Origin of the sequence: Nocardia sp. NPDC059195 (assembly GCF_042754695.1) — a bacterium.
Classification (GTDB): domain Bacteria; phylum Actinomycetota; class Actinomycetes; order Mycobacteriales; family Mycobacteriaceae; genus Nocardia.
Map to the genome: position 1 here is coordinate 23,055 of NZ_JBHZBG010000035.1, position 12,318 is coordinate 35,372.

At 68.5% G+C, this 12,318-nt stretch carries 13 protein-coding genes; 5 read left to right on the forward strand and 8 right to left on the reverse strand.

All coding sequences use genetic code 11. From position 1 onward, the window contains the following. Window positions 1-7: 7 nt before the first annotated feature. From ACFXKN_RS29740 to ACFXKN_RS29765, 6 genes are all read right to left on the reverse strand, one after another. Window positions 8-445, reverse strand: coding sequence for an SRPBCC family protein (locus ACFXKN_RS29740; protein WP_379434251.1), 438 nt, complete (start codon window positions 443-445; stop codon window positions 8-10). Between the two features lie 196 nt (window positions 446-641). Next, a complete protein-coding gene (locus ACFXKN_RS29745; RefSeq protein WP_379434252.1) occupies window positions 642-1,037 on the reverse strand; it encodes a polyketide cyclase / dehydrase and lipid transport in 396 nt (131 codons plus the stop codon). 43 nt (window positions 1,038-1,080) lie between these two features. Further along, window positions 1,081-2,208, reverse strand: coding sequence for a glycosyltransferase family 4 protein (locus ACFXKN_RS29750; protein ID WP_378964151.1), 1,128 nt, complete (start codon window positions 2,206-2,208; stop codon window positions 1,081-1,083). 63 nt (window positions 2,209-2,271) lie between these two features. Then, the gene (locus ACFXKN_RS29755) at window positions 2,272-3,279 is read right to left on the reverse strand and encodes a peptidase MA family metallohydrolase (RefSeq protein ID WP_379434253.1); all 1,008 of its coding nucleotides are present in this window, start codon (window positions 3,277-3,279) and stop codon (window positions 2,272-2,274) included. Window positions 3,280-3,288: 9 nt separating this feature from the next. Next, window positions 3,289-4,353, reverse strand: coding sequence for an NlpC/P60 family protein (locus ACFXKN_RS29760; protein WP_379434254.1), 1,065 nt, complete (start codon window positions 4,351-4,353; stop codon window positions 3,289-3,291). Between the two features lie 224 nt (window positions 4,354-4,577). Then, entirely contained in the window at window positions 4,578-5,147 is a 570-nt protein-coding gene (locus tag ACFXKN_RS29765) for a C40 family peptidase (protein ID WP_378964133.1), read from the reverse strand. 674 nt (window positions 5,148-5,821) lie between these two features. Between ACFXKN_RS29765 and ACFXKN_RS29770 the strand changes: the two genes are divergently transcribed. The 4 genes from ACFXKN_RS29770 to ACFXKN_RS29785 all read left to right on the forward strand — a co-directional run bounded on the left by ACFXKN_RS29770 (window position 5,822) and on the right by ACFXKN_RS29785 (window position 9,942). Continuing rightward, window positions 5,822-7,096, forward strand: coding sequence for an ATP-binding protein (locus ACFXKN_RS29770; protein WP_379434255.1), 1,275 nt, complete (start codon window positions 5,822-5,824; stop codon window positions 7,094-7,096). A 37-nt stretch (window positions 7,097-7,133) separates the two neighbouring features. Next, window positions 7,134-8,993, forward strand: coding sequence for a DEDD exonuclease domain-containing protein (locus ACFXKN_RS29775; protein ID WP_379434256.1), 1,860 nt, complete (start codon window positions 7,134-7,136; stop codon window positions 8,991-8,993). A gap of 117 nt (window positions 8,994-9,110) precedes the next feature. Then, window positions 9,111-9,662, forward strand: coding sequence for a hypothetical protein (locus ACFXKN_RS29780; RefSeq protein WP_378964115.1), 552 nt, complete (start codon window positions 9,111-9,113; stop codon window positions 9,660-9,662). A gap of 4 nt (window positions 9,663-9,666) precedes the next feature. Beyond that, window positions 9,667-9,942: an Lrp/AsnC family transcriptional regulator gene (locus ACFXKN_RS29785; RefSeq protein ID WP_378964112.1), complete on the forward strand. Its 276-nt coding sequence runs from the start codon at window positions 9,667-9,669 to the stop codon at window positions 9,940-9,942. A gap of 9 nt (window positions 9,943-9,951) precedes the next feature. Here the strand turns inward: ACFXKN_RS29785 and trpD are convergent, their stop codons facing one another. Next, window positions 9,952-11,013 carry an anthranilate phosphoribosyltransferase gene (gene trpD / locus ACFXKN_RS29790; protein ID WP_379434257.1) on the reverse strand — a complete coding sequence of 354 codons (1,062 nt, stop codon included), beginning with the start codon at window positions 11,011-11,013 and terminating at the stop codon, window positions 9,952-9,954. A 91-nt stretch (window positions 11,014-11,104) separates the two neighbouring features. Further along, entirely contained in the window at window positions 11,105-11,521 is a 417-nt protein-coding gene (locus ACFXKN_RS29795) for a hypothetical protein (RefSeq protein WP_378964101.1), read from the reverse strand. 179 nt (window positions 11,522-11,700) lie between these two features. Here ACFXKN_RS29795 and ACFXKN_RS29800 point away from each other — a divergent pair, with 179 nt between their 5' ends. After that, on the forward strand, window positions 11,701-12,312 hold the full coding sequence (locus tag ACFXKN_RS29800) for a heme-copper oxidase subunit III (RefSeq protein ID WP_379434258.1): 612 nt from the start codon (window positions 11,701-11,703) through the stop codon (window positions 12,310-12,312). Window positions 12,313-12,318: the final 6 nt, after the last annotated feature.

A 12,318-nucleotide genomic window follows, 5' to 3' on the forward strand; every position in this document is an offset into this window, starting at 1 on the left:
GGGGCGCTCAGCCTTCGACCCGCTTCTTCAGCTCGTTCAGCGCCGTGTCGGTGATGACCTTCTCGGCTTTGCGTTTGAACATGCCGATCATCGGGATGTTCAGGTCGACGGTGAGTTCGTAGACCACCTCAGTACCGCCACCGGGCCGGTCGAGCAGTTCGTAGCTGCCGTCCTGGGCCTTCTGCAGGTCACCGCTGAGCAGGCGCCAGGTCACAGCCTTGCCGTCGGCTCGCCAGGTGTAGGACAGCACATAGGTGTCTTTGACGACGCCCGCGTCGAGCACGAACCGGGCGGTGGCCGCGCGGCCACCGGCGTCACGCTCGATGACCTCGACCGACTTCGCCGCAGCGACCCACTCCGGGTAGGACTCCAGATCCGCGATGACGGCCATCACCTGCTGCGACGGTGCGTCGATCAGGATCGATCTCTGAGTCCGGTCGGCCATGGCAGCCAGTCCTCTTTCTGTGTTTTATTGGCGGCTGGTGCCGCTGTTCTCGGCGCTTAACTCCGCCTCTTCCCTCCCTACGGGTACTCCTTCGTCGCACCCTTCGGTCAGTCCATCGGCGGAGGCGCGCCGAGAACGCTCCTTTGTCGCATCGTTCGGTCAGGCCCATCTGCGCCAGGCGCGTCGAGGACCTGCATCAAGGGGCGGCGGCGACCGGGGGTGCGACGCCCGCGGGTCGGCCGACTTCGAGCCGTGCCTTGAGTTCGAATGCCATGTTCCGGCCCGCGACCCGGCGGGCCCGATTGGCCGCGGCCAGCGCGCGTGCCGACTTCGATTCGGCCGCGGTGGGTTCGGCGTGCAGGAAGTAGTGCAGGATCGCCCCCTCGGGGACGGCCTCGAGCCACACCTCCATGGTGCCGGTCAACGCGCCTGCCACCGTCCAGCGGATGCCTTTGTCGCCGCGATCCTCGCGCACGTCGAGGCGCAGGTCGGGCCACCAGCGGCGCCAGTTGTTCGCGGCGCTCAGCACGTCGGCGATCGCGGCGCCCGGTGCGGCGAGAAAGGTCTGATCTGCGACCTGGATACTGCTCACCAGGCTGAGCGTAGTGGACGCCACACCGGGCCCGGCCGGGGTGTCACCGCAGCAGTTCCCGCAAGCGGGTGCCCTGACGGTCCCAATGCCAGTTCTGCTCCACCCACGCCCGGCCCGCGGCGCCCATCTGGGCCGCCTTGTCCCGGTCGGTGAGCAGTTCGACGATGGCGTCGCTGATCTGCGAGACCGACCGCCCGTGCACCACGATGCCGGTCTCGCCCTCGCGCACGGTCTCGGGGGCGCCGCCGGAATCACCGGCCACGACCGGGACCCCGGTCGCCGATGCCTCGAGGAACACGATCCCGAGACCCTCGACGTCCAGGCCTGCCCCGCGCGTGCGGCACGGCATCGCGAACACGTCGGCGATCGTGTGGTGGGCGGCCAGCTCACCCGAGGGCACCCGGCCGGTGAACACCACGTTGTCCTGCACGCCGAGCGCCTCGGCCAGCGCGCGCAGTCGCGGCTCGTACGGTCCGCCGCCCGCGATCACCAGCACCGCACCGTCGACGCGCTCGCGGATCTCGGCCATCGCCACGATCAGCATGTCCTGGCCCTTGCGCGGGACCAGCCGCGACAGGCACAGCACGGTCGGGCGCTCACCCAGGCCGTAGCGGGCGCGCAGCTCTGCCCTGGCGGCCTGGTCGGGCCGGAATTCGGTGGGGTCGACCCCCGGCGGTAGGTGCTCGAGCGCCGCGCGCGGACCGAAGGCCGAGGCGAAACGGCCACGGGTGTACTTGCTGACGTAGGTCACCACATCGGTGTGCTCGCCGATCGAACGCAGCACCTGCCGCGATCCGGGCAGCATCGACCAGCCGACCTCGTGACCGTGGGTGCTGGCCAGGATGCGCTCCGCACCCGCGCGCCGCAGCATCGGCGCCATCACTGCCAGGGGAGCGGCCGCGCCGAACCACACGGTGTCGCAGTCGTGTTCGCGCAGCAGCGCGCCCGCCCGCTTGATGACCGCGGGGGTCGGCAGCATCAGCGTGGTCGGATGACGCACCACCTGGAACTTCTGCGCCGCGTCGAACTTCTCGTGGCTGTCACCGCGCCAGCGCGGCGCGTACACCACCAGGTCCTCGGGCGGCAGCTGATTCGACAGTGCCTGCAGATACGACTGGATTCCGCCCGGCCGAGGCGGGAAATCGTTGGTAACCAGCAGAGTTCGGGCCATAAGAGAACAACCTAATCGGTCGGCTGAGGGGTGGGCAGACGTGGTCGGGCGCGCCTGCGCCCATCATGCAGCGTGACCGCGCAACCACGCCCGCCACCCGTCCAGCAGCTCGGCGCGCGAAGCCCCGAGCACGGCGGTGAACGCGGCGTCCTGTGCCGCCGGGGACTGCGGGCCGGTCGCCAGGCGCTTGTACAACGTGTTGAGCGTGCTCGTGCCGTAGCGATCGGCCAGGAACGCGCAGGTGCTCCACGCGCTTTCGTAGGCGTAGGCCGCGTCGACACCGGTGAAATCGGCGTCGGCGACGAGCTCGGTGGGCAGGGTGCCCGCGCGCAACCGGGTGGTCAGGGTGGGCGCGATCTGGGAGAACGCGGTGTCCTGATCACGCTGAGCGACGTACTCGGCGAAGCCTTCCAGCATCCACAACGGTGCGCCGTCGGTGGTGGCGGCTCTGGTGGCGATGTGGGTGAGTTCATGGCGGAGCAGGGTGGCCAGGCCCTCGTCGCCGACTCGCAGGCGCGCGTCGGGATTGAACACGATGCGCTGGTCGGTGGGCTGGGTGCCCGGGGCGTAGGACCCGGTCAGCGACACGGCGGCCACGTCGGCCCCGGTGGTGCCCGCGGATCTGGTCAGCGCCGTGAATTCGGCGGGCGTGCTCGCCACGACCACGACGGGCGCGCGGTTCCAGTCGGTGCCCCACACCGCGCTCACATCCGAAATGGCCTGGCCCAGTTGACCTTCGAGGACATCGAGGTCAGCGCGATGGCTGGGATGGGCCACCAGCAGTGCCTCGGACGCGGCACCTTCGGCGACTTCACGCACCAGGATCGGGCCATAGGGTTGCAGCTCGCGCCGCACCGGACTCAGGCGCGGATTGTCGATGCCCTCGGACATGCCGAGCACCTCGGCCTCGTCGGTGGCCAGCTGCAACGGCCCCGCGTTACGCGGCACCAGGATCAGTGCGACGCACGCCCCGGTCAGTAGCGTGACCGAGGCGAGCGTGAAGCAGAATTCCAGGCGGCCATTCGACGAGAACCACGAACGCAGGCCCGTGCGGGGGGACGATTCGGTCACCGGTCTGGCTCAGTATCGCCGGGCCGAGTGGTACGGGGTGGTGTTGATCGGTGCGACAGCGACCGGCACACCGAAAGTGGAGGCGTGCACCATCATTCCGTTGCCCGCGTAGATGCCGACGTGGGTGATGTCGGGATAGAACAGGATCACGTCGCCGGGCAGCAGCTCGTCCTTCGACACCGGCGTGCCGTAACCCGCCTGCTGGGAACTGGTGCGCGGCACACTCTTACCGACCTGCTTGAACGCCCACTGCACGAGACCGGAGCAGTCGAACTGGTCGGGCCCGGTGGCGCCCCAGACATACGGATCGCCGACGCGGGTGAGGGCGGCGGCCAGCGCGCTCGTGCCGCTGCCGGGAACCAGGCCCGCCAGCAGCGAATCGCGGTCGAAGCCGGGGGGGAACGGCGAACCGGCCAGCGTCGACTTGTCGCGGGCCGAGAGCTGGCTCCATGCCTCGACCACGGAGGTGGTCGAGGTGGCGAGGTCCTGGCGTTTGCGTTCGACATCGGCGCGCACCGCGTCGGCGGCGGTGGTCGCGGCATGCGCGGCCTCGGCGGCCGTGCGGGCGACGGTGTCGGCCGCAGTGGCGGCGTCGGCGGCCTGTTTGAACTGGCGGACCGTGTCGGCGGTCTGCTGGGCGAGCACGTCCAGCGTCGACATCTTGTCCAGCAACTGCTGCGGTGAACCGCTCGACAGCACGGCGAACATGCTGTTGGTGCGCACGCCGGTATAGGCGGCCACGGCGGTGCGGTCGATCATCGGCTGGAACTTGCGCACTTCGGCGCGGGCGGCCTCGACGACCGCGGAGGTGGCGGCGACTTTGTCGTCGGCCTCGCGCTGTACCGCGAGCTTGGCGTCGAGATCGATCTGAGCGGTAAGAGCGAGTTGGTTGAGCTGCTCGGACTGGCGCGAGAGGTCGACCATCCGGGAGATCGCGTCGGTCGCGGTGGTCGGCAGGGCTACCGGGTCGGCGCCGGCGGGACCGGCGGTGTAGATCGCGCACACCAGCATCGCGGCGGACAGGGTTCCGGCGAAACCACGCGTAGCGTGCGCATTCCGGTGGTGTGCAGTCACAGTGCCCCGTGCCCCGTTCTCTCGTTGTCCCCCGATGCAGCGCAATACCTGAGCGGGATCTCCTCGTCAGCCGAGAAGGTCTCGATCAGGTTACGGAACTGCATGCATCTGTGTCCAGTAAAGCTACGTGCGCCGCTCAACCCAGTGGACGGCGCGTATGCCCGGACGATCACTGCGACTACGGTGCGCCCTTCCCCGTGAACGACGCACCGTGCCCGGCTGGATCAGAAGCGGCGAGCACCCGCGAACGGCATCGACGACACCGGCGCGAGCTGGACCGGGGTGCCCGAGGTGGAAGCGTGCACGACGTTGCCGTCGCCCGCGTACATGCCGGAGTGGCCGCCGCCGTAGAACGACACCATGTCGCCGGGCTGCAGGTCATCGATCGAGACCGGGGTGCCCGCACCCAGCTGGGCGCCACTGGTGCGCGGAATGTCCATGCCGGCCTGGGCGTAGGCCCACTGGATCAGACCCGAGCAGTCGAAGGCGTTCGGGCCCGCGGCGCCGTAGACGTAGGGCGAGCCGATCTTGCTCAGCGCGGCATCGAGGGCGATGTCGGCGGCGGTGGCGCGCGGCGCGGTGAAAACCTGCGGCGCGGCCGGGATCTCGATACCGGGAATACCTTGGGGCAGCGGAATCTCGTTCGGCACCTCGAACGTGCCGATGCCGGGCACGGTCACCGGCGTGGCCGATGCCGGGGCGGCCGGCAGGAGGAACGCGCCGATGGTGGCAGCGCCGACGGCTCCGACGGCAACGGCACGCTGCGCCTGACGCTTGACGGTGTTGTTCGCCATGATGCGGAACTTCCAATCTGCCCCACGACGCCGTGTCCGTATGACGCGGCGGGCTTCGTCTCGCTCGGCCGTTTCCGGTCAGCGGGACTCCGTGAGGTCTCAAAAAGGTTACGAAGACATCACGGGGGTTTGTAAAGTCGGACATCGGTCCAAAGGGGATTTCGGGTGATATCACCGAGCAATGTGTGCGAGCTGGATCACACCCGATCACGAAACGATAACGCCAGGTCGCGTCGACTGGGATTTCGGAGTGCTACCGGCGCGTCGCCAATAAGGCCCGCAGGGCTGTTTTCGCTCCCCGAATCGGTGAACCCGCAGGTGGTACGTGCCCGTCGCGGGTATCGATGGTTCGCCGGGTGGTCCGCCTCGCAGGCGGCGCGCCGTGAGCTGCGACGTGCGCAGAGCGGTAAGGCCGATTACCCATTGAAATCTGACGGACTCATATGAATTTCATAAGTATGTGAGCCCGGTCACGATTGAGTTTGATCTCGGTCATTTTGTTCGCATCAGAACGAAAGCCTCGCGCCGAATTATCGGCGCCGAAGATCACGGACCCGCGTCGAGCCGGGGCGGGGGACGAGTCGCCGAGTGGATCTGTGTGCTCGCCGCTTGGCGGGAAAGCCGTTGTGGCGGTTAGGGTACGGCCGAATATTCGCAGTTCGAAGGGGGCGCGGGTGGCCGACGACCAGGTTTTGACCGACATGCTGACGATGCTCGATCGCACTCCGACGGTGCTCGCGCTGCGCGTGTGCGTCATCGAGCTGCTGATCGAGCGGCAGCGCTATGCCGACGCGCTCGCCCACTGTGGCACCGCGCTCGGCCACGATCCGGGGAATGCCCAGGTCCTGGGGTTGATGATGCGTTGCACGACGGCGTTGTCCGGTGGATCTCCCGCGCCGGGCGTCGCCCCTGCGCCCTTGCCCGACACCTCCACCCCCGGCTCCGCCGTCGCACCCTCCGCGGCGCAGTCGGACTTCGACTGGGCCGCGGCCGAGGACGAAGTCGGCGACATCATCGAACCGGCATTCGTGCACGGCGTCCCCACCGAGTTCGTCACCGACGATGACGCCGCCACCGTCGAGCGCCCGACCCTGCGCCTGGCCGATGTCGGCGGCATGTCCGAGGTGAAACAGCAGCTCGACCTCACCCTGCTCGGCCCGCTGCGCAATCCGGAACTGGCCAAGGCATTCGGCACCTCGGCGCGCGGTGGCCTGCTGCTCTACGGCCCGCCCGGCTGCGGCAAGACCTTCATCGCCTCGGCGGTCGCGGGCGAACTCGGCGCCAACTTCTACCCGATCGAGATCACCGACATCCTCGACATCTACACCGGCGCCAGCGAACGCAATGTGCACAGCATCTTCGAGATGGCCCGTCGCAACGCCCCCTGCGTGCTGTTCCTCGACGAGGTCGACGCGCTCGGCCACAAGCGCAGTCAGATGCAAGCCTCGGCGACCATGCGCACGGTCGTGAACCAACTGCTCACCGAAATGGATTCCGCCACCCACAGCAATGAAGGGGTGTTCGTGCTCGGCGCGACCAACCACCCGTGGGATGTCGACGTCGCGCTGCGCAGGCCGGGCCGCTTCGACCGGATGATCTTCGTCGGTCTGCCCGATCTCGCCGCCCGCGCGTCGATCCTGCACTACCACCTGCGCGACCGCCCCGTGGCGGGCATCGACCTCACCACCCTCGCCGCCCACACCGACGGCCTCTCCGGCGCCGACCTCGCCCACGTGTGCACCTCGGCCACCCAGCTGGCCATGGCCGACTCGATGCGCTCGGGTGAAGTACGCCCGATCGGCATGGCGGACGTGCGGGCGGCGCTGGCCCAGATCCGGCCGAGCACCGGCGCCTGGTTCGAATCCGCCCGCAATGTGGTCGAATTCGCCAACGGTGACGGCAGCTACGACGAGCTGGCGCTGTACCTCAAACGCCAGAAGCGGCGCTGACACGAGCTTGTCGGACCCCCGTCCTACGCTGCTCGCCGTGCCCGATCCCCTTCCGCTCCCGGCTGCCGCTCGGCAGTTGGCCTTCGATGAGCTCGATACTCCGCTGTATGCCACCACTTTCGTCGTCGTCGACCTCGAAACGACCGGGACCAGCGCGGATCGGGACGCGATCACCGAGATCGGGGCGGTGAAGGTGCGTGGGGGTGAGGTGCTGGGGGAGTTCGCGACGTTGGTGAATCCGGGGTACGCGATTCCGCCCGCCATCGTGCAGATCACGGGGATCACCACGGCGATGGTGTACGACGCGCCACGGATCGAGGGGGTGTTGACGGGGTTCTTAGAGTTCGCGGCGGGGGCGGTGCTGGTGGCGCACAACGCGCGATTCGACACCGCGTTTCTCAAAGCCGCCGCGGCGCGTCAGGAGATCACCTGGCCCAATCCGCAGGTGCTGTGCACCGTGAAATTGGCGCGGCGGGTGCTCACGCGCGACGAGGCGCCGTCGGCGCGGCTCGGGGTGCTGGCGCAGATTCTCGGTGCGTCGACCACGCCGACGCACCGCGCGCTCGATGACGCCCGCGCCACCGTCGACGTGCTGCACGCGCTGATCGGTCGGGTCGGCAATCAGGGTGTGCACAGCCTGACCGAGCTACTCGACTATCTGCCCGGTGTCACCGGAACCCAGCGCGCCAAGCGCACGTTCGCGACCGACCTGCCTGCCGCGCCCGGCGTCTATCTCTTCCGTGGACCGTCGGAGGAAGTCCTCTATATAGGGACGGCGGTGAATCTGCGCCGTCGCGTGCGCAACTACTTCACCGGCTCGGAAACCCGTGGCCGGATGAAAGAGATGGTGGCACTGGCGATTCGGGTCGACCATGTGGTGTGCGCGCACGGCCTCGAGGCCGGGGTCCGCGAGTTGCGGTTGCTCGCCGCGCACGCGCCGCCGTACAACCGTCGCTCGAAGTTCCCGAAGAAAGGGTGGTGGCTCACGCTCAGCGACGAGGCTTTCCCCCGGCTGGTCGCCGTGCGTACCCCGACCCGAACCGCGGTGGGGCCGTTCAATTCTCGTGTCCACGCGGTCGATGTGGCGTTGACGATCGCCGAATTCGCCGGGATGCGAACCTGCGCCACGCGCCTCACCCGCACGGCGAAACACACTTGCCCACCCGCTGTCGTCGGCGGCTGCCCCGCCGCTCGAGATGGTGATCTGGACGCGGCGAGGTACGCCCCGGCTGTCGACGCGGTCCGCGACCTGTTCACCGGTCGCGCCGACACCCTGCTCCGCGCGATGATCGATCGCATCGAAACACATTCCACCGCACAGCATTTCGAGGCGGCCGCCCGTCTGCGTGACCGCGCCGCGGCCGTCGCCACCAAACTCCACCGCACCCAGCGACTGACCGCCCTGGCCCGCCTCGCGGAATTGATCATCGCCCTCCCCGACGGTGCGGGCGGCTGGGAATTCTCCGTCATCCGCTACGGCCGCCTCGCCGCCGCGGGCACCGCCGCCCGCGGCACCCCACCGATGGCCGTCGTCGATCAGATTGTCGCCGCCGCCGAAACAGTGATCCCCGACCTCGGCGTCGCGTCGTCGGGTAGCGGGACCCAGCGCCCAGCAGCCGACTCCGCCACCACGTCTGTAGAACCCACCGCCGCGTCCGCGAGCCCCGGCACCGCCATACCTGGCGCCGACGACATCCCACCCCTGCGCGGCGCCCCACCGGAGGAAGTCGGAGTAATCGCTCGCTGGCTCGCCAAACCGGGCGCGCGGATCGTGCGCACCAGCGACGGATACCACGAACCGCTGCACGGCGCCGGTCGCTGGGTGGGGTGGGCGCAGCTCGCTCGCGCGGCCGCGGCGACCAGGAGTGAGCAGGAGCAGTACCTGGCCGAGCGTTGACGAGCCGCTGGAACAACAGCCTCCGGCGGCTGGCCGAACGGGTGTGGAGTCCGTCCTGGATTATGGAACTCGACTCCGTGCACTGTGGCGCGGCGCAGGGATGAGGAGCAGCGGCCGATGTTCGTGAAGGTGTGCGGGTTGACCACCGAGGAGCAGATCGACTGGGCGGTCGAGCTCGGATACTCGGCGATCGGCGTCATGCTGACGACCAAGAGCAAGCGGTACCGCACCCCCGAACAGGCACGCGCCCTCGCCGATTACGCGCGCGGCCGCATCACCACCTTCGCCGTCGCCCTGCAGGCGAGCGAGGTCGCCGAGGTGGCCGACGCGTTCGACGTCGTGCAGCTCTACCAGTGGGCCGACCTGCCGAACCTGGCCTTCTGCTCGTCGAACCCGCCGGAACCGGGGCAGACCAGCGAATACTTCTTCTACGACGCCAGCGCGGGCTCCGGTGTCTTCGAGGAATTTCCCGACTGGGTGCGCGCGCAGCCGGGCCGGGTCGTGCTGGCGGGGGGCCTCGACCCGGACAACGTCGCCGATGTCATCGCCCGGCACCGGCCCTACGGTGTCGACGTGTCCAGTTCGGTGGAAACGGCACCCGGTGTGAAGAGTCGTGACCTGATGCGACGGTTCAAAGCGGCCACCGAGCGGCCCGAAGTTCTAGAGTGATCCCATGATTACCGCGATCGTGATGATCCAGGCGCAGAACTCTCGCATCCCCGAGACCGCGCAGGCCCTCGCCGACACCGAAGGTGTCGCCGAGGTGTACTCCTGCGCGGGCGACGTGGACCTGATCGCGATCGTGCGGGTCCGCGACCACGCGCGCATCGCCGAGGTGGTCACCGCGGGCATCGACAAGGTGGCGGGCGTGGTCCGCACCACCACCCACATCGCCTTCAAGTCCTATTCCAGCGCCGACGTGGAAGCCGGATTCTCGCTGGGGGAGTGAGCCCGCGGTTCAGTTCTCGTCGAGCACCTGGGTGAGTTCGGCCCAGCTCTGCAGCAACTTGGCCGCCGCCCCGCTGTCCACCGCGGCGGCGGCGCGCTCGAGCCCGCCGGTCAGAGCCGCGTCCAGGTCGAGATCGGCATCGCCGACCCCGCGGGAGAGGTCGTAGGCCACGATCGCCGCGGCCGAGTTCAACAGCACCGCATCACGAACAGCTCCGGCCGTCCCCGCGAAGACATCGCGCGCGACCTGGGCGTTGACCTGGGCATCCCCGCCGCGCAGGTCGTCCAGATCTACCCGGGCGATGCCGAGCCGCGTCGGATCGATCAGCGTGTGCCGGATCCGCCCGCCACTGACCACCCACACGTCGGTGAGATCCGAGGTGGTGATCTCGTCGAGCCCGTCCCGCCCACGCACTACCAGCGCACTCGCCCCGCGCGCCGCGAACACCCCGGCGATCACGGGCGCGAGATCGGCGAACGCGCACCCGATCAGCCCGGCCCGCGGCTGCGCCGGATTGGTCAGCGGCCCCAGCACGTTGAACACCGTCGGAATGCCGATCTCCTTGCGCGCGGCACCGGCGAAACGCAGCCCGGAGTGGAACAGCGGCGCGAAACAGAACCCGATCCCCACCTCGCGCACCGACCGCGCCACCGACTCGGGTCCGAGCGCGAGCTTGACCCCCAGCGCTTCGAGCACGTCGGCCCCACCGGATTTCGACGACGCCGCCCGGTTCCCGTGCTTGACCACCGGTACCCCGGCCGCCGCCACGACCACCGAGGACATGGTCGAGATGTTCACCGACCCCGAACGATCGCCGCCGGTGCCGACGACATCGACCGCGTCGCCTTCGATATGAACCAGTCGCGCGTGCCCGAGCATCCCGGCCACCATGCCCGCCAGTTCGGTCGGCGTCGGGCCCTTGATCTTCATGGCGACGCCGAACGCCGCGATCTGGGCCGGAGTGGCGTTGTCGGTGAAGATCTCGTCGATCACCCAGGTGGTGTCGTCCGCGGCCAGGTCGCCACCGTCGGCGAGGGTTCCGAGCACCTGGGGCCAGCTGCGCACGCTCATCTGCTCTGCTTCTCCTTCGACGAGACCGTTGCGCCACTCTAGATCGGGCGCGCGGAGGTGGCACAAGGTCTTTTTGCGCCGTCGGGCAAGTTTACGGGGCGGTGCGGGGCGGTTGCAGCGCGTCCCAACCGTCGGCCACGCCGTCGTGGCGCTGCGCGAGCCCGGCCATCCGCGAGCGTTCCTGCGAACAGCTCAGCGGATCGAGCCGCTGCACCCGCTGCAAGATGACCGGAACCAGGTCCTGCCCGGGAGCGGCGGCCTCGGCGCGTTCGTATCCGTCGTACCCGGCGATCTCGCACGCGGCCTCGATCTGCCCGGCGGGTAGCCGCAGATGATGCCGCAACACCGCGTCGGCTTCCCGATCCAGCTCACCGGCTCGGTCCAGCGCGGTCGAACAAGCCTCGACATCGTCGAAACTCGACGCGACCACGACAAGATCGTCACGCCTTGGATCCAACTCCCGCGCCGACCCACCGAACAGCCGCCGCCACATCCGCACCACGACCATCGCCGCCTCCTCGTCTCAGCCTATCCACATCCAACGCTGTCACAATGGGTTGTCGCGCGATCGTCGCCAACACGCCGACGGAAGTCGTAGACCCCCTCTGTGCGTGGGTTTTCCGACTGGCGCCACAAACTTTCGTACCCGGGTACATGTGTCGTACTACGAAGAGTCATACTTACCCCGTGACGACCGCAGTAGGCACCCCAGGATCGGCCATTACTCAGCGTGTGCATTCGCTGAACCGGCCCAACATGGTCAGCGTCGGAACCATCATCTGGCTGTCGAGCGAGCTGATGTTCTTCGCCGGCCTGTTCGCCATGTACTTCGTTGCTCGCGCGCAGGCGCAGGGACATTGGCCCCCGGAGCCGACCGAGCTGAACATGAAGCTCGCGATTCCGGTGACGGCCGTGCTGATCGCGTCCTCGTTCACCTGCCAGATGGGTGTGTTCGCCGCGGAGAAGGGCGATGTGTTCGGTCTCCGTCGCTGGTACACGATCACCCTGCTGATGGGCGCGTTCTTCGTCGCCGGGCAGGGCTACGAGTACTACCACCTGGTGGAGGAGGGAACTTCGATCGCCGGCAGCTCGTACGGCTCGGTTTTCTACATCACCACCGGCTTCCACGGTCTGCACGTGATCGGTGGTCTGATCGCGTTCGTGTTCCTGCTCATCCGCACCACGCTGAGCAAATTCACCCCCGCCCAGGCCACCGCCGCGATCGTGGTGTCCTACTACTGGCACTTCGTCGACATCGTTTGGATCGGGCTGTTCGCGACGATCTACTTCGTCCGCTAGCGCGCG